A 17,983-nucleotide genomic window follows, 5' to 3' on the forward strand; every position below is an offset into this window, starting at 1 on the left:
TTGAATTTTACAAAATGATGCTTTATGCTGCCAAGTTTTCTTGTATGGGTTGTTATCTAGCTGTATCGCTCTCATCGTATTCCTTTAGCATCTCGCGCTGCTGTTCAGGGGTCAGCTTGCTAATACCAAAGCCGGTGAAACCCCAGATCACAGCGAAGATAATGCCTGTCCAGCATAACATTGCCCAAGGCAGGTAGGAAAGGGTCGCAACGCCGAGCGTCCCTGCCATATAAGCACCAGCCGCGGTCCAAGGCAGGATAGGTTCGATAATGGAGGCCGAATCCTCGATCGTCCGGCCCAGGTTCTTAGGATGGACTCCACGACGGATGTATGCTTCGCGCAGCATTTCACCAGGCATCAGGATCGACACTTGACCGTTACTGGTTACCCCGATCATCGTAATCCCGGTAGCAATCGTAGCCAGGATAAGCGATCCTGTAGAACGAACATGCTTGAGAATCTTGTTAACGATCAGCTCCAGCGACTTCGTTAACGAGATCGTTCCGGCAAAGGTAATGGCACAGAAGCAGATGAGCAGCGTTCCCATCATAGAGTTCATGCCGCCACGGTTAAGCAGCCGCGGGATATCGGGAATGACAGTAGCCACATCGAACCCTTGAACCTTGACCATCGCGATGTCAAAGCCATTGATTACTGCGCTGATTACATCATGCAAAGAGAAACCTTGGAAGATCAGCCCGTTTGCCATCGCCACCAGGGAAGAGATCAACATCACCGGAATTGTAGGCTTCTTGCGGATTGAGCCGTATAATACGATCAATATCGGAAGCAGCAGCAACAGGTTCCAATGGAACACGGTGCTTAACGTATCCATAATTGTAATGACCTTTTCGGGAATAGCGACCCCTGCCCCATGTGTATTTAACCCGGTAATTACATAGACCGTTGCCGCGACGATAAATGAAGGAATCGTCGTGTACAGGAGATGGCCGATATGCTCGTACAAATTGACCCCCGTGGATAATGCGGCCAGGTTGGTCGTATCGGACAATGGGGACAGCTTATCCCCGAAATATGCACCGGCTACAACGGCACCGGCTACGGCCGCCAGATTCGCGTCAAGTCCGGCTCCCACGCCCATAAAGGCGACCCCGATAGTACCTGCGGAGCCCCAGGATGTCCCCGTACATAGAGATACGACGGAAGTTACGACGAACGCCGTAATCAACAAAAACTGCGGGTTGATAATTTTGAGACCGTAATAGATCATCATCGGTATCGTTCCCCCGACCATCCAGGCCCCGATCATGAAGCCAACCGTAATTAAGATCAGGATTGCCGGCATTGTCTTGGCAATCTTCTGTGCGATCGAGCCCATAATATCGTCATAGCTATAGCCGAGCTTGATGGCAATAATACCAGCGACCACGGTTGAAGCAATAATCAGAGGTTCAGGCGGCAGTTCGAATAGAATATAGCCCAGACTGAGCAGCAGAACCATCGTAACAATAGGAACTAGAGCTAGAAACAGAGTGGGTTGCTTGATTGTCTTTTCCTTGATGGGCTTAGCCATGATGTGTTCCCCCTAATGAAGTAAATAATTGATTATGACGAATGACGAAGAGGATAATGGTTTGCCATTCGTTCAAAGGCTTCGCGGAGCAGCGCTCTTGGCGCGCCCAGATTCAGCCTTATAAACCCTTCTCCATCGGCTCCGAATGAGGTGCCGAAGCTGACGCTGACCCTGCTTTGATTCTGAATCCATTCGATTAAATCGCTTTCATTTCTGCTATAAGCCGAACAATCTACCCATAAGAGAAAAGTGCCTTCCGCCTGAATGATCTTCAATTCAGGCATGTGCTCAGTGAAGAATGCTTCGGTATAAGCTATATTCTCCTTAATATATGAGCGAAGCTCCTCAAGCCAATCGTCACACTCCGTATACGCAACCTCCAGGGCAGGTACGGCAAAGAAGGTCGGATTGTGAATCCCTGCCTGCCTTAATCCCAGTTGGAAGCGTTCCCGTATTTTCTCGTTGGGAATTACAATATTGGCGATCTCCAGGCTGGCCAGATTAAAGGTTTTGCCTGGTGAGGTACATATTATAGAGCGCTCCGCTACCCGCTGTGACAATTTGGCGATTATCGTATGCTCATGTTCCTCGTGTATAAAATCGGCGTGAATATCATCTGATACGATAAGAGCGTCATAACGGATACACAGCTCGGCGATCCTCTCCAGCTCTTGCTTCGTCCACACACGTCCTGTCGGATTATGCGGGGAAACAAGCAGGACGATTTTGATCCCCTCCTTCATTTGACGCTCCATATCATCGAAGTCGATCTCATATTTGCCGTCTCTGAGCAGCATAGGGCTCTGCACCAGCCGCCTGTCATTGATTTCCACCGCATTGGCGATCGGCTGATATGCCGGAGTATGCATCAGAATACGGTCGCCCGGCTCCGAAAAGCGCTCAATGATGATCGATACAGCTTGTACAATTCGTGGGCAGAACACGATCCAATCCTCCGGCACGCTCCAGTCATAGGCTGTCTCTAGCCAGTGTTGAACTGCAGCATAATAGGGAGGGCGCGGATCGGTGTATCCGTAGATTCCATGACGCGCCATTGAAGCAACCTTGTCAACAACCTTGGGCGGTGCTTGCAGATCCATATCCGCAACAGAGAGCACGATTACATCTCTGCCCAGAGCATCGGCCGCCCCATCCCATTTGGCACTATTGGTATCAAACCTGCTAATGACCTGATCGAAGTTATAACTCATGATGATGTCACCCTCTTGGATATAATGTTATTTCAGCTTCTGAAGATAACGATAGACGGTAGGCTCGGATATCGATAATGACGCTGCTACCTGGGAAACGCCGCCCTTCAATAAGAAAACTCCAAGCTCATTCAGCTCGCGTACAATTTCAATCTTCTCCTGCGACGATAAGCGGTCCGGCGGTATCGTAATTTTGTCAACGACTGATGAGATCATATGCTGCAGCAAATCATCCGCATTCCCTTGCAAATATTCTGTCGCCTGCTTCTCTTCCTTCGGCGCTTCGTCCCCCGGGGGCGTTATATATGGATTAGGCCCTCCTTGCAAAATATGTTGAACCCATTCAGCAGCTACCTCCATATGGGTAACATCGATATTCAAGCATAAAAGACCGACAAGTTCATTCAAGTCATTCTTAATGAAGTAGGTCGAGGAGCGAAAGCTCTGTCCGAATTTGCCGGAAGCTTTATAGTTAGCGATAAATTGTTCCTCATGATACGCTTCGGATTTAAGAATTTTCAATACGAGGTCGGTAGAAGCATCCCCTACCTGGCGACCGCTGATGTATCCGTTCTCAATAAAGATAATGGAGTGCTCCGGATCGCTGATATCATGTACAACAACCTCGCATTTAGGTCCAATGATTGCCGCAATGAAGGAGGCCACCGGAAAGAACTTCTCTAAAAGCATCCGATTCTCGTTCTCCATCTTAATTATCTCCTTCCGTTCAGGACTTGCATGTATTTTATCGGAATAATAAATTATTATCTTGATAAAATCGTATCACATTAATAAACCGTTTTCAATACCTGATTTATAACTTTTCTCATCAAGCAAAAAAGCCCATACCATCACGGTTAGTGACAGTATAGGCGTCCATATCAACCTTATTGTACTATTTTACCAAGTTCAATTGTCTCAGCGGATCAATCGCTATTTCATAATAAGCTATTATTATTTCTTATTTCATTTCCTTCAATACGATGTTGTTCCCAGGCAGCACTACCCTGCTTTGATCCATTCCATCCCGCTTCAGAATTGCAGATTTGAATCCGAGAAGAATACAACCAATCAGCGCAACCAGGCTGCCGGATATAATAAAAGCAATCTGTGGACCAAACGATGTAACCAGGTAACCTCCTACAACCGGACCGATCAACGCTGCTGTTGAAGTCACGCTCGTCACCGTTCCGAACACTCTTCCAATCATCGCCTCCGGTGTACGCTGCTGCAGCATGACCTGAAATGGAATGAACGCCATCCCAGCGCCAAGTCCGGCAAGCATGAACAGCAGCAGCATGATGATAATACCGAATTGATTAAAGGTTCCAAATAAGGCGAACGCACCGGCGATAACGAATACAATCCCCAGCAGCATCCCGCCGACTCCCATCTTCAGCAGGGGAGAAATGGAAAGCTTGGAGGAGAATCCATTTAATCCCGCAGCCAGCAAAGTACCAACCCCGCTAAGCGCGATGCACCATCCTAATAGATCCTCCGGCAGATTAGGGATTTCCCGGAACAAGACCACCGCTTGCGAATCTGCAATTTGCAGCACGAGCAGGGTCATCGCCAACATAAGTGTACTGTAGGCAACGAGGGGAATCCCGATAATCTCTCGAATGCCCGCTCCCACTTCACGCATGAAACCGGTTTTAGCTGACTTGTCACTTGACGTTTCTTCCACGTCTTTATCGCTCGCTGGGATTTTGCCGGGAACAAGCAGTAAGAGTAATGCCGAAAATAAAAATGAAGCTGAATCTACCATAAAGCAGACCGATACGCCAAATGCCGCAGTAAGCATGCCGCCAAGAGCAGGACCTACGATTTTACTACCCTGTTCAATAATTGCGCTGTAGGATACCGCCTTCTCCAATTGCTCCTTGGGAACAACCTCCTTAATCTTCCCGTTCTTCGCCGGCGAGAACATGATATCGAATATGCTTTTGGCAACGATTAATACGTATACCTGCCATATATCCGTTACAAATACCAAGCCCAACACAATAAAAATCCTGACTGCATCCGCGATGATCATCAGCTTCTTGCGCTCTACTCTGTCGGCCAGCATTCCTGCCAGAGGACCACCCACCAGCATGGGCAGCATGGAACACAACATGATCATCGTAATCTGCCAAGGGGTTGCATGCCATTTCAGCCCGACCATCATTAAGAGCGCCAATAAATGCAGCCAATCCCCTAAATTGGATATAAGTTGCGAAGCCATCAAAGACATATAAGCACGGTTGTGCAGAAGTCCCTTCTTCTCCTGTGCGATATTCAAAGCCGCCATTCATCTCACCTGCCCATTTCGAAATTGTTGTCTGATTCAGAGCACCTATTGTGCAACAACAGTTGCCTTATAGCATCCATGCGTTCACGAACTTTTTCTACGACTCATATTAATACTTAAGGCATTTATATCCATCCGCCTCCAGAATGATATTGATCGCCAACTGAGGAAGGATTTTTGATGAGGTCCCAGGGAGGACAAACGGGGCAAAAACACAATTTTAAAAATAAATACCGAAAATTGTGATAAATTATATTTTTTTTAATATAGGCTTGATCTAAGATAACATTATTCCAAACAATTTTTAGCTCATTAAAATAATAGAACAAGGCGGGATGATAAATGTTGAAAACCGAGGAACGCGGAACCGATTTGTCACTGCATCTTTATCGCGTATTTTCGAAGTCCTTCAAGAGCGTCAACGAGCATGCCGTAACAGGAAGTAAAATTCAGGGCTTTAACCCTACAGCCTTCGCTGTTATGGAAGTCCTTTATTACAAAGGCCCGCAACCGATCCAACAAATAGGTGCCAAGCTGCTGCTTCAAAGCGGCAATGTTACTTATGTCATCGATAAACTGGAATCTGCCGGTTATTTGCACCGGAGCCCTTGTCCACGGGATCGTCGCGTAATTTTTGCCGAGTTGACTCCTTTGGGCAAAGAGCTGATGGATCGGTTGTACCCTGACTTCTCTGATCGAATCGATCATGCGCTAAGCGGTTTAAGCGAGGAAGAGAAGCAGACTATGATTGAATTGTTGAAAAAAATGGGACGTGAAGCGGAGAAATTAGCGCCTTTGGCACGCAAATAGTTGTTCCTCATTTCACATATTCATCACAAAGAAAGGCTGTCCGCTTCAGGACAGCCTTCTTTGCCTTACATTAATGTGATGGATCCATATCCGTCTCTTTATGGTGGTTGTGTACATCCCGGTGACGGCGGTCATTCGCTTTTTGCTGCGTCTGCTGCGCACTATGGCTGTTCACCGCTGATTGCTGCAGATCATCAGCCACGTTGCCGAGATTTTTGTCCCGACCATTGCCTTTAGCCATCTTACATGCCTCGCTTTCCTCAAGATGGATTCGTGATCCGGTGCAGAGCTTGCGCACATTCATGAAGATGGCGCACATAGTCGCCGGTCAGCTCCTGAAGACGTTCATTTTGCTCATTCACCGTCTGTCCGTCCTTCTCTACATCGACCAGTTCCACCTTGACTTCCCGGGGGTCCATATAAGAACAATAAAAATCGAAGGAATAGAACTGGTGGCCCGCTGCATTAATATGAACCCTAAGTCCTTGAGGGTTACTCTCATCAGCGAGCACCTCAGCCGAATCACCTGGCTCCAGAAATTCCGGAAGCTGCTCTTGCCAGGCATGGACTAATGTATTCTGATCTACATTGAATTCCTCTAACATCCATAACACCTCCCCTTACCATATAAGGTGCGGAGAAGGGCGAGGTTTTATTCCTCTTTGGCCTCAGGCGCCTGGCTGCGAAGCCCCAAGACCGAGAAGACACCAATTACAGCGATAACAGCCATTACGATGAACAAAATATGCAGACTGTCGCCCAGCACATGCTTCAGCTCACTCCACAATTGCTGCGGCAGAAGATGAACCTTCTCCGGCGAGAGCAAGTTGTTAATATCCTCCTGTGTGACCTCTGCCCCCGAAGTCGTACCTTTGGCCGTACGAGCGGCAATTTGCAAGTTAATCAATACGCCAAAGACAGCAACGCCAATCGTCTGACCAATCGATTTCACAAATGAGTTCAGAGCGGTCGACGCTCCTCGCAGATTGTAACCTACCGAGGACTGCGCTATGATCGTAAATACGGTAAAAGAAAAGCCGAAGCCTATTCCATACAGCGCATTAAATATTAACATCATAAACATGGGTGTTCCTTCGTGAACAAAGGCCAAACCGATGGCTCCTGCCGCGATAATCAGCATACCGATCAGCGAGGTGCTGCGTATTCCTCGGCTAATGATCCAACGGCTGCCCAGCACCGAGCCAAGCATCCAGCCGATCGACATCGGCGCAAGCACAAGCCCGGAGATCGTAGCATTCTTGCCAAGTACACCTTGTACATAAAGCGGCAGATAAGAAGTCAAGCCAATCAGCAGAGCACTCCCGAGCACACTCGCGATGTTGGAGTAAGCGATGTCCTTGATCTTGAACAGCTTGAGCGGAAGCAGCGGCTCCTCCACTTTTTGCTCCACAATAAAGAAAATAACCAGCGATATAACCGATACCGCAAAAATACCGAGCAAGAGCGGCGAGGTCCATTCCCATTGCTGTCCTCCGGTCGCCAGACCAAACAGCAGCGCAGTTACCCCGATGGTAAACGTAATCGCTCCGGCATAGTCGATCTTCACATCCCGCCGCTTGACCTCTTCTTTAAAATAGCGAATGATCATAAATAAAGAAATCAGCCCAAATGGCAAATTAAAATAAAAGATCCAGCGCCAATTCAGAGAATCTACGACATATCCGCCGAGCAGCGGACCAACGAGCGACGAGATGCCCCAGACCGAGCTGATCATCCCCTGAACCTTGGCACGCTCCTCTATAGAATAGATATCCCCGATGATGGTAAAGGTAACCGGAAGCAGCCCACCGGCGCCGATCCCTTGGATTGCCCGAAAAATAATAAGCTGCTCCATACCTGAAGCAAAGCCGGACAACATCGATCCGGCCAGAAACAGAACCGATCCGATAACAAATACGAGCTTACGCCCATATAAATCACTGATTTTCCCGAAAATTGGAGTCGCTACTGACATCGTCAGCAAATAAGCGGTAAATACCCAGCTCAGCAGCTCCACACCACCGATATCTCCGACAATTCTCGGCCCTGCCGGACCGATAACCGTCCCTTCAATCGCAGCCAGAAATGTAGATAATAACAGCCCGGCCAGTATATAATTGCGTTTTAATGTTGCGCTCACTCTCTTTCTTCCTCTCTCTCTGTCTAGACATGCATCATTAAATTATAAATGACCCCCTATTAAAAGAAAAGACGAACAAGCAGAATTATATAGGCATAGTTTGCCACATCTGCTTGTTCGCTGATTCATTCTTCTACTTTGACTTCATTTAAAAAAATGAAGCTGGTCTTCCGTCTCCAGACTTCCCTGATTCATCCGCCAAGTCGCTGCCTGCTCCCCTGCGAACAATTCCGGCTCGTGGGTAATCATGACCAGCGCTGCTCCGGAGGCCACAGCCTCCCTGCAGAGAGCGGCCAGCCTGGCTGCTCCGTGCAAATCTGTGCCCGCTGTCGGCTCATCGAGAATATACAGCTTCTTAGGCACGATCATAGCTGCGGCTACGCTCAGCAGCCGCTTCTCCCCTCCGCTAAGCATATAAGGAGACAGGCGTTCCTTGCCTCGAAGTCCTGCAATGGCAAGCAGGGCCTGAGCCCGCTCCAACATCGGCTCCGGCGTCCGTTCGCGAGGAGCGAGCCCCTGAACCGCACGGGGACCAAAGAGAAGTTCTTCCAGCACCGTATTAGCCACGAACTGATGCTCCGGCTGTTGAAAGACATAACCGATATCCTGGGCCATATCCGATAAGGATAAGCGCGCAATATCCTGTCCCCGCCACCATACTTTCCCTTTTGGGGGATCAAGCAGGCCCATGAATAGGCGCGACAATGTCGTCTTGCCCGATCCAGTCTCCCCGCATAAGAGCTTCCACTCCCCTGCGTACAGAGACAGACTGATATTCTTCAGAACATTCCCCTTGTTCAAATCATAAGCATAGGACAAATTATTGATTTCCATTAATAGCTTATTGGAAGGGGCCTTTTGCGTATGAACTTCAGCTTCAGCCTCAATCTCAATCTCAACTTCAAACTCGGCTTCTGCTTTTAGCATTGACGAAGCTCTTCGCTCAAGCCCAGGCTGCATTCGATCAGACAGGAGGCCCAGCTTGACCAGATTTATTCTCTCCTGCTCCAGCAGGCGCTCGCTGGGCCCATCCAGGGCAATGTTCCCATGCTCCAGCACGATCAATCTTCCCGCCGCTACGGCGAATTCATCGATCCTTCCGCTAAGGGTCACAATGGTGCGACCTTGCTGCTGCAGCTTGTCCAGCAGCAGGAGCAGACGTTCCTTCGCTGCAGCATCCAGACTCGCCGCAGGCTCATCAAGCACGAGTATGGGCGTCTCCATGGACAGCACGGCGGCGATGGCCGCGCGTTGACGCTGGCCCCCAGACAAATTATGCACATTATCCATGCGGTAATTGCTAAGCTCAACCGCAGCCAGTGATTCCACAATCCTTCGTTCGATTTCGGACAGTTCACAGCACATATTTTCCGGCCCAAAGGCGACCTCATCTTCTACGCGCCCTTGTACCAGCTGGGCATCCGGATCCTGAAATACGACACCGATTCGCTCGGCGACCTCACGTATTGCTCCTTCTCCAGCCGGATCTACTCCGTGGACAGATAGCTCTCCACTGCGGATTCCGCCTCCCGTTCGGGGCAAATAGCCGCAGAGCAGCTGGGCCAGAGTAGATTTGCCACTGCCGCTGTCTCCCGTGATATGAACCCATTCACCAGATGCAGCGAAGAGCGAAATCGCTTGTAATGCCGGCTTGGCATCCTCCGCATAGGAATAAGCAACATTACGCAGTTTAAGCGGATAAATCGATGCTTCTGCAGAAGAACTCATTAATTTGCTCTTCTACCACTGTTGACTGCAAACCGCCGCAGCAGACCGCTACGGCTCAGCACATCGCCCAGCAGCTTGGTCAGTATCCCGCACATCACGATGCCGCTTAGAATACGAACTCCAAGAGCCATGAGCAGCACATCCGTTCCCCATGCCATATAGCCGAACATCCTGGCTGCGAAGAAGAACCAGATCGGAACCATCGCTCCCCCAACCAGCATAAGTACAGGCAGATTCCATTTCTTGTACCGAACCGCAGCGAATATAAGCTCGGCAATCACCATATAACATGCTGCAGCTACGAAGCAGGAAGCGATTCCGTATGCCGATCCCATAAAGGACTGAACGACCGCTCCAATACCATAGGTAATGACCGCCGTTCCCGGTTTGCGGATAATGTAATACGCAAGCAGGCCATAAATCATATATAAACCAGTAATCGTAGACGTCGCTATTGGTCCGCCCAGTCCATTCAAGGCCTGATTGAGCGGTGAGAGATAAATCGTTATTACCCCATTGGCCGCCGCCAACATCGCCATAAGTACAATTTCAATCGTTGTAAATGCTTTGAATACTCCGTTACCTGAAGATTGATTCATTTGTTTCGTCATCCTCTCCTCTGATTGTTAACCAACAATTTAAATTTAGGTTAACAATCAGAACGCGTCAAGTCTTTTTTTTAAATGAACCATAAACAGGCCGTCACTCCAACACTTATCACCATCAGAACATATCCGGCAATCCCAATCTCCACGCCCCTGAGGAAAGTGCGCACCGGGTAAGCGCCGAAGCCCTTGGACTCCATTGAGCCGGCCGTCTGCTCCACACGTCTTATAGCCCCGGTGAATATAGCCGCAAGATTGCCGCGCCACATCCGCAATCTCTCACCCATGCCGCGAGGCTTCCTGCCGAATCGCAGCTGGCGCGCTTGCCTTGCTACCCGACCTTCCGATTCAAGCAACGGTAGAAAGGTTAACGCCATGGATATGCCAAAGACGAAGCGATAAGGAAGCTTCAGGCGTGTAGTCAAAACGGTAACGAAATCCTTGGGATTTGTGGACTCGATGTAAAGGATTGAAGATAAAAACAGACAGAACATGCGCAGTGTAATCGCCGCTGCATATTCGGTGCCTTCGATTGTAATCTGTAGAGGCCCCCAGCTGGCAAATGCTTCCCCCGCTGGAGCCGCGATGCTGGTGATGATGAACAAGGGCAAGCCAAAGACGGCAATAAACCGCAATCTGCGCATTAGGCGCAACCAGCTCATTCCCGCACCATAACGGGCCAATCCGACGAACAAGGCCAGCATGATCAGCAGCGGTATCGGCTTGTCCCAATGCATCGCCAGAAGCGCAGCACAGAACAAAGCGACCAGCTTGCTGAGCGGATCTATAGATTTCAGCCCGAAGCCCCGCCTGAGTGAATAATCTGGATGTAACTGGTTCACAAGTATTTCCCCCCTGAATCATAGTCTCTACGCAGCAAAGAACAAATAATCAGATCAACGAAGCCCTCCTCGGTTCGCTGGTACTCCCGCAACAGCCCCTCCTCATGGAAGGCAAAAGATTGCAATATGCTGCGAGAGGCACTGTTCCGTGGATCGACCAGGGCTTCAATCCGGTTCAGTCCCATCGTCATGAAGCCGTAATTCAGTATTAAACGAAGCGCCTCTGTCATATAACCCTGTCGCCAGTAATCACGCCCTATATCGTAGCCGATTTCCCCGCGATAGGCCCCGGACAGCTCCCACGTATTAAAGCCGCAGCTTCCAATCAGCCTTTGCTCCTGCACCAGCTCGATTCCCCAGCGCATCGTATCCTCCGTCTCGGACAAGCCGTTGAGGAAATCGATCATCTCCGCTGTCTCTCCCACAGAGGTAAACACGGGGACATTCATATATTTAACGACCAGCGGATCACTCCAATAGCGGAACAGATCTGCGGCATCCGTCTGCTCCATCCTTCTTAGGCGTATCCTCTCGCCTTCCAGCACCGGAATCTTGCCACCGCATTTAAACACAAGCCTCATCTCCTAACCTGCGCAATCAGTTGTTTTTATATAAGCACAGAACAGGAGCCGGAGTCAAAGCGAAAAAATAAGCCCGGCACTTGTCCGGACTTTATCCTATCAGGAGTATTGTATTTTCAGTTCATAGCTTGCTCATTGCAAGCCCACGATACATTTTTGCAAAGTCTCACGGATGGCAGCCCGCACATCGTCCTTCCTGTACTGCAATACTGGCATCGTATCCTCTGGATCAAGATATGCGTCGCGATTCTGAATCTCCATCGTATCCGCCAAATGAATACCATGCTCTCTTCCAGCCGCCAGTTCTGCCGCATCCATCTGTTCCATCGCCGATTTCATCGTCTCTAATGGAACTACAATGACCTTCGTCTCCGTCTGCCCCAGCATATCAACAATCATCTGATTGAATTCAGTAAATTTCATATTGGTGTCACTAATCGCATAACAGCTGCGATGAGTCCCGTGTTCAATTGCGCCTGCAGCCGCTTCAGCCACTTGCTGTACGGTCACCATAGCAGTGCCCCCGTCCAGTACGGGTACGGTGTCTCTGCCTTTTACCTGTTCCACGAACATCGTCCACAGAGGCATACGTCCAGGCATCACTCCGAAAATATAAGGCAAGCGCAGCGACATCACATCCATCGTCCCTTCACCTTCCATAAATGCAACTTCTTCCTGAAGCAGACGTGTCCGAGGATAGCCATTGTTCCGCTTTAAATCCAGATCCGTCCAAACCTCGGCAAAATGGGAAAAATACGAGCCGAAGACCACAAATTTCTTCACGCCGGCCTGCTTGGCAAGACGAGCCATGCGTTGAGTCGGCAAGACATTAGCTTCATAGAAAAATTTCATCGCAGGTGGCGCCGGAACGACACGTTCATCTGCACCAGCCGCATATATAAACGCATATTTGCCTTCCAGCATTTTTACAACCTGTTCATCCGTCATCTCATTGATATTAGCCAATGTGCATTGAACTTCAGAGGGTAGTAAATCCTCTGCAGGCATGGGTGGAAGCGCCACTGTTGAGACGCGGTAACCTCTCTTTAGCAGTTCTTTGGTTGTATAAAAGCCCAGAAACCCCGTGCCGCCAAGTACAAATACTTCTTTCATTTACTACATCTCCTTTGCACCCATAATAAAATGATAGTGTCACTATCAATAATAGTATTTTGCTATATTTGTACATGTGAATGAAATCACAATATTAAGCGATATAAGGCGTTTTTTCATAAATTATTTTTAGTTAATCCCCAACCGCCCAAATTCACAATATAATGCAGCATATTCATCCGGCGGATCGGCAGATAATATAAACCACATTCTCTGGATGTTCCACCAAAGTCCGACAGTTAAGGAGGTTCACTCGCATGACAATTTATTTGATGATTACTCTGTTGGCCATCGCTGCGATTGGATCAGGAATTGTCGCCTTCGCCTTCCAGCAGCTGACTCACATGAAATTGCAATCCACTTATCATCTGTTTCAATATTTGGAGAAATCCGGCGTCTACAGCCGGGAGCGTTTCGGCTGTCTGAAGAAGCAGGAAGTTGATATTCTCTCTGAGGACGGTTTGCGCTTGTGCGGCTATGTCATAGAAACCGACCCATCGTCCAAACAATGGGTAATTATCGTCCATGGCTATACCGTCTCTATGCTCATCTCCACCCAATATATTGATCTTTTCCAGCGCGAAGGCTTCAATATTCTGCTCATTGACCAGCGCCGCCACGGAAATAGTCAAGGGAAATATACAACCTACGGCTTCTATGAAAAATACGATGTTGCTGCATGGGTCAGATGGCTCTTACATAACTACGGTACCGATTGCAGCATCGGCCTTCATGGCCAGTCACTCGGCGGAGCGACCGTGCTTGAGTATTTGAGCATCGCCCATTCCAACATCAAATTTGTAATCGCAGACTGCCCGTTCTCCGATTTGACACAGCTTCTGCATCATCAAGCGAGAACGATCTATAAGCTTCCACCTTACCCGCTCTTGCCTATCGTCAATAAGCTTCTGAAACGCAAAGCCGGATTCACCATGGAACAGGTTAGCCCACTACAGGCGGTAGAACACTGCCATCTCCCCGTTCTGTTCATCCATGGGACGAAGGACAACTATGTACCCACCTATATGAGCGAACAGCTGTACAAGCGCAAGCCCGGACAGAGAAGCCTGCTCCTGGTAGATGGCGCGATCCACGGCAATGCCTATGCTGTAGCCCCCAAAGAATATAGCGAAGCAGTCCGCATATTAATACATCAAGCGCTCAAGGAGGAAGCGGTGCCAGCCCTCACCACCATCCCCATCGAATTCACCACGTCTACTGAGCCTGCCGTATTGCCACTATCCACCTGAGTGGCTCTGCTTTATACGGCCAGGCATTCATAATATAATAAGGCGTAATAGTTCGTGAACAACCTCTAAACAGATAAAAGGGAGATGGGCATATGTTCCATACAATCAGCTACACGGGTTCCCGTGAAGAACAGCATAATCAAGTCGTATCGCAATTAAAATCACTAATCTGCGAGGAGCCAGACAGAATTGCCAATCTAGCCAACGCTTCTGCTCTATTAAACTTCTATCTATCGGACATTAACTGGGTGGGCTTCTATATGTTCGATGGCAAGGAGCTTGTGCTCGGCCCGTTCCAGGGACTGCCGGCTTGCATTCGCATCCCGCTTGGCAAAGGCGTATGTGGGACAAGCGCAAAAGAACGCCGTTCCCTACGAGTAGATAATGTACATGCTTTTCCAGGTCATATTGCCTGTGATGCCGCATCGAACAGCGAGATTGTCATTCCAATGATCAAGAATGGCGAGCTGATCGGTGTACTCGATATGGATAGCCCGCTGAAATCCCGCTTCGACGAGTTGGATCAAGCTTTTCTGGAGCAATTCGTCCAGGTTCTAACGGAGCATCTCTAGTTCTATAATCGATATAAATCCCATACAATAATCTTCCGGTAACTTTTCAGAACGTGAACAATTCCACTGCTTTCTAATTACCGGTCTGGCATCATAGATATGTGAAGGGTCTGAAAAATGCCAATTTAAAGCAAAAAACAAAGTGGAGAAGCGGTTTAATCCCTTTTAATGCCATTTACTGTTAAATAAGAGAAATTGAACGATTTCCTTCTTCCCCTTATTTCAGTTATGATATTAAAAGTGTATGTTCAAGAATTCGCTTACTCCACTATTTATGAAAGGAAGGGTCGCACCATGTCAGCGTTTCAACGAATCCGGCCTGGGAATCTCAAGCCGTTCGTATTCTTTACCGTGATTATGATCCTGAAAAGCTACCTTGCCTGGATCACGATATTCGATCAAATGCCGGTCTGGGGACCGTTGATCAAGGAGCTCCCGTTTATCCTGATTCTGTTCTGTCTAATCGAGGTCTTCTCCTCCAGGAGAAAATTCGGAATTTATCTGAGCGTCAACCTGATTGTTACTGCCGTCTTCTTTGCAGCTATTATGTATCATAAATATTATGGCGTTATCGTCACCTATCATGCGCTTCAGCAGGTTAATCAGGTGACCGCAGTTAAGAACAGCGTATTCTCTCTGCTCGCTCCATATTATCTGCTTATTTTCCTTGATATTGTTGTCATCGGCTTCTGGCTAATGCGCAGGAAGAGAGCGGAGAAATTCAAGAGATTATTTAATTTGAACCGAGTCAGCAAGACCTTTGTAGGCGTTGTACTCGGAATTTCACTCGCTCTTTGCATATTCAATATTTGGCCAAATCGGGCCAGCATGAATGAGATCAAGCAAGCCGAGCAAATGGGGATTCTGAGCTATGAGACCTATACCATTCTATCGAACAAAGAGGAAGATCTCGTAGACAAAGATGAGATTTCCCAAGCTAAAATCGACAAGATCAAAGGGATTAATAAGCAGGACAATCCGCAATTCTTTGGCGCAGCCAAAGGCAAGAATCTGATTATTATCCAGTTAGAGTCATTCCAGAACTTCCTGGTCGATCTGGAGATTGATGGTCAGGAGATTACTCCCGTCATGAATTCGCTTGTTAAAGATAATTTCTATTTTAAGAATTTCTATCAAATGGTAGGGCAAGGGAATACATCGGATGCCGAGTTCGTAGTAAATACATCATTCTATATTCCTTATAACGAAGCGGCAACGCAGAATTATCCGAATAAAGAGCTGCCTAGCCTGCCTAAACTATTAAAATCAAATGGCTACGATACGGCTACCTTCCACACCAATGTGGTAGATTTCTGGAATCGCGGCGAATTGTACAAAGCGATCGGATGGGACCGCTATTACGACCAAAAGTTCTTCGGTCAAGAGGATACCGTATTCTTCGGACCTACGGACGAAGTGCTATACAAGAAAACGGCTGAAGAATTGGGTAAAATGCAAGCGACAGGTCTCCCATTCTATTCACAGGTTATTTCAATGACCGCGCATCATCCATTTACCATTCCACACGAATTGGACCGGATTACGCTGCCGGAGCGTTACGAGAACAATATGGTCGGCGATTACCTTCGCTCGCAAAATTATGCGGATTATGCCCTTGGCTTATTCATTGATGATCTGAAGCAGCGCGGAATTTGGGACAACAGTGTGGTTGTCGTCTATGGCGACCATCTGGGACTGCCGAAATTTTCGCTCGATAAGCATGGCCTGGAACTTATGAGCGAAATTTACGGTCGCGACTACAGCTACCGTGATATGTTGAACATCCCGCTTGTCATCTCGATTCCAGGACAATCGGAACCAAAAGTTTTGGAGAATGTCGGCGGACAGGTGGATATTCTGCCGACCGTCGCCAACCTGCTGGGTGTTTCGATGAACGATCAGATCCATTTTGGTGAAGATATACTGAATCATAACTATAATTTATTGCCACAGCGTTACTATTTGCCTTCAGGTTCGTTCATTAACGACAAAGCCGTGTTCATGCCGGGAACCTGGTATGAGGATGGGACCCAGTTCCCGTTGGCCAAGGACAGTGTTAGTCAGGCCCTCACTACGGAGGATGAATATAACCGGGCGCTTGATCTGCTGCGCTTATCTGACAGCTATGTACAACAGCTCCCGGATCGTGAGAAGGATCAAGAGTAAATCTGCTTTACAAAAAAACCAGGCTGCCTCAATATTAGGCTGCCTGGTTTTTGCTATATTATATGTGCTTCCTCTATCCAACCCATCGGTTTAGTTCTGCAGCACACCTGGTCTTGGTGTCACACCAAAAGCTTGAGCCAAATCAAGCAGCTCTCGATCCGAGATTGTCTGCTGCTTGCCGCCTTGTGCACATACTATCGTATAGACCTGCGCAGCCTTCTCCGCGGTCTCGATCAATCCAAAGGCCTCATCCATCGTCGTACCTGCTCCGAACACGCCATGATGCGGCCACATCACAATTCGCACACCCTTCATGCGCTCTGCGGTTGCTTCGCCAATCGCATCTGTACCTGGCACCATCCACGGAATAATTCCAACGCCTTCCGGGAACACAACCAGACATTCTGTACACATCTCCCATAGAGTTTTCGTAAATTCAATCTCATCCAGGTTATGTGTAAAGGTCATGCCAATCAGATGGGTTGCATGGCAATGCATAATGACTCGGTGCTTAGGATCTACTACTAACCGCTGCATATGATTCATCAGGTGAGTTGGCAGCTCGCTCGTAGCCACTCCCCCATCGGCAAACCCCCATAAAATCTCATAGCTATGCCCATCCTGGCCTATCCGGATCACTCCAAGGTTCACTGCCGGGTCTTTGATAACATTCTTGAAGTATTTGCCCGATCCCGTGACAATGAAGTACTTCCCTGCCAATTCAGCGGCATCAAAGCTCATCGGCACAGTGCGCTCTACTTTCGAAATATCCAGATAATCGCTTACTTCCTCCTCTGCGATTAGATAGCTAATATTTCCTCCATTGCGTTCGTCCCATCCCAAACGGTACAAATTGGCCGTAGTATCGCACATTTCCCGAAGAAACGGTGCAGTCCGTATATCCTGAAGCATGCTCTTCACCCTACCCTTGCTGTTAATATAAATAAATGACTTTTTCAATAAATTATCCATTTTCTTTGTTTCCAACATTATGATAACATGAAAACAAAATAATTCAACGTCATTTAATGGTTTTATTTTTGTTTTTCACATTTAACCTTTAATGTCAAAAACAAAAAAAGATTTTATTTGGTTTTTCGTAGTTTGTTTTTTGTTTTTCTTCTAAATTTAGGTACAA

The 17,983-nt window shown here is 48.0% G+C and carries 17 protein-coding genes; 4 read left to right on the top strand and 13 right to left on the bottom strand.

Translation table 11 applies throughout. The features are described from left to right. Positions 1–52 precede the first annotated feature (52 nt). The 4 genes from nhaC to DMN77_RS19125 all read right to left on the bottom strand — a co-directional run bounded on the left by nhaC (position 53) and on the right by DMN77_RS19125 (position 5,038). Entirely contained in the window at positions 53–1,534 is a 1,482-nt protein-coding gene (gene nhaC / locus DMN77_RS19110; protein ID WP_082790005.1) for a Na+/H+ antiporter NhaC, read from the bottom strand. Positions 1,535–1,566: 32 nt separating this feature from the next. After that, complete coding sequence (locus DMN77_RS19115) at positions 1,567–2,745, bottom strand: MalY/PatB family protein (protein WP_179016033.1); 1,179 nt, start codon at positions 2,743–2,745, stop codon at positions 1,567–1,569. A 27-nt stretch (positions 2,746–2,772) separates the two neighbouring features. Beyond that, complete coding sequence (locus DMN77_RS19120; protein WP_068779692.1) at positions 2,773–3,453, bottom strand: helix-turn-helix transcriptional regulator; 681 nt, start codon at positions 3,451–3,453, stop codon at positions 2,773–2,775. A 253-nt stretch (positions 3,454–3,706) separates the two neighbouring features. Continuing rightward, positions 3,707–5,038 carry an MFS transporter gene (locus DMN77_RS19125; protein ID WP_179016034.1) on the bottom strand — a complete coding sequence of 444 codons (1,332 nt, stop codon included), beginning with the start codon at positions 5,036–5,038 and terminating at the stop codon, positions 3,707–3,709. Between the two features lie 342 nt (positions 5,039–5,380). Between DMN77_RS19125 and DMN77_RS19130 the strand changes: the two genes are divergently transcribed. Next, positions 5,381–5,848, top strand: a complete 468-nt coding sequence (locus tag DMN77_RS19130; protein ID WP_068779623.1) for a MarR family winged helix-turn-helix transcriptional regulator — start codon at positions 5,381–5,383, stop codon at positions 5,846–5,848. 70 nt (positions 5,849–5,918) lie between these two features. Here DMN77_RS19130 and DMN77_RS19135 read toward each other — a convergent pair whose 3' ends face one another. From DMN77_RS19135 to DMN77_RS19170, 8 genes are all read right to left on the bottom strand, one after another. Next, positions 5,919–6,089, bottom strand: coding sequence for a hypothetical protein (locus tag DMN77_RS19135; RefSeq protein ID WP_179016035.1), 171 nt, complete (start codon positions 6,087–6,089; stop codon positions 5,919–5,921). Positions 6,090–6,108: 19 nt separating this feature from the next. Next, positions 6,109–6,453 (bottom strand): hypothetical protein, encoded by a 345-nt coding sequence (locus tag DMN77_RS19140; protein WP_068779622.1) that lies wholly within the window; start codon positions 6,451–6,453, stop codon positions 6,109–6,111. Between the two features lie 47 nt (positions 6,454–6,500). After that, positions 6,501–7,988: an MDR family MFS transporter gene (locus tag DMN77_RS19145; RefSeq protein ID WP_068779621.1), complete on the bottom strand. Its 1,488-nt coding sequence runs from the start codon at positions 7,986–7,988 to the stop codon at positions 6,501–6,503. Between the two features lie 144 nt (positions 7,989–8,132). Then, positions 8,133–9,716, bottom strand: a complete 1,584-nt coding sequence (locus DMN77_RS19150) for an ABC transporter ATP-binding protein (RefSeq protein WP_179016036.1) — start codon at positions 9,714–9,716, stop codon at positions 8,133–8,135. Beyond that, positions 9,716–10,315, bottom strand: a complete 600-nt coding sequence (locus DMN77_RS19155) for an ECF transporter S component (protein WP_068779619.1) — start codon at positions 10,313–10,315, stop codon at positions 9,716–9,718. Before DMN77_RS19155 ends, DMN77_RS19150 begins: the two co-directional genes overlap by 1 nt. A gap of 80 nt (positions 10,316–10,395) precedes the next feature. Continuing rightward, the gene (locus DMN77_RS19160) at positions 10,396–11,163 is read right to left on the bottom strand and encodes an energy-coupling factor transporter transmembrane component T family protein (protein ID WP_068779618.1); all 768 of its coding nucleotides are present in this window, start codon (positions 11,161–11,163) and stop codon (positions 10,396–10,398) included. After that, positions 11,160–11,735, bottom strand: coding sequence for a GNAT family N-acetyltransferase (locus DMN77_RS19165; RefSeq protein WP_372776220.1), 576 nt, complete (start codon positions 11,733–11,735; stop codon positions 11,160–11,162). The genes DMN77_RS19160 and DMN77_RS19165 overlap by 4 nt, the downstream gene beginning before the upstream one ends. 141 nt (positions 11,736–11,876) lie before the next feature. After that, positions 11,877–12,857 (bottom strand): NAD-dependent epimerase/dehydratase family protein, encoded by a 981-nt coding sequence (locus tag DMN77_RS19170; protein WP_179016038.1) that lies wholly within the window; start codon positions 12,855–12,857, stop codon positions 11,877–11,879. Positions 12,858–13,114: 257 nt separating this feature from the next. Here DMN77_RS19170 and DMN77_RS19175 point away from each other — a divergent pair, with 257 nt between their 5' ends. From DMN77_RS19175 to DMN77_RS19185, 3 genes are all read left to right on the top strand, one after another. Then, complete coding sequence (locus tag DMN77_RS19175; protein ID WP_179016039.1) at positions 13,115–14,107, top strand: alpha/beta hydrolase; 993 nt, start codon at positions 13,115–13,117, stop codon at positions 14,105–14,107. 92 nt (positions 14,108–14,199) lie between these two features. Continuing rightward, positions 14,200–14,679 carry a GAF domain-containing protein gene (locus DMN77_RS19180; RefSeq protein ID WP_179016040.1) on the top strand — a complete coding sequence of 160 codons (480 nt, stop codon included), beginning with the start codon at positions 14,200–14,202 and terminating at the stop codon, positions 14,677–14,679. 294 nt (positions 14,680–14,973) lie between these two features. After that, a complete protein-coding gene (locus DMN77_RS19185) occupies positions 14,974–16,845 on the top strand; it encodes an LTA synthase family protein (RefSeq protein WP_068779613.1) in 1,872 nt (623 codons plus the stop codon). Positions 16,846–16,935: 90 nt separating this feature from the next. On the opposite strand, the gene rhaD is transcribed toward DMN77_RS19185, so the two are convergent. After that, the gene (gene rhaD / locus DMN77_RS19190; protein ID WP_179016051.1) at positions 16,936–17,757 is read right to left on the bottom strand and encodes a rhamnulose-1-phosphate aldolase; all 822 of its coding nucleotides are present in this window, start codon (positions 17,755–17,757) and stop codon (positions 16,936–16,938) included. Between the last annotated feature and the right edge of the window lie 226 nt (positions 17,758–17,983).

This window comes from Paenibacillus sp. 79R4 (assembly GCF_013393165.1).
GTDB lineage: Bacteria > Bacillota > Bacilli > Paenibacillales > Paenibacillaceae > Fontibacillus.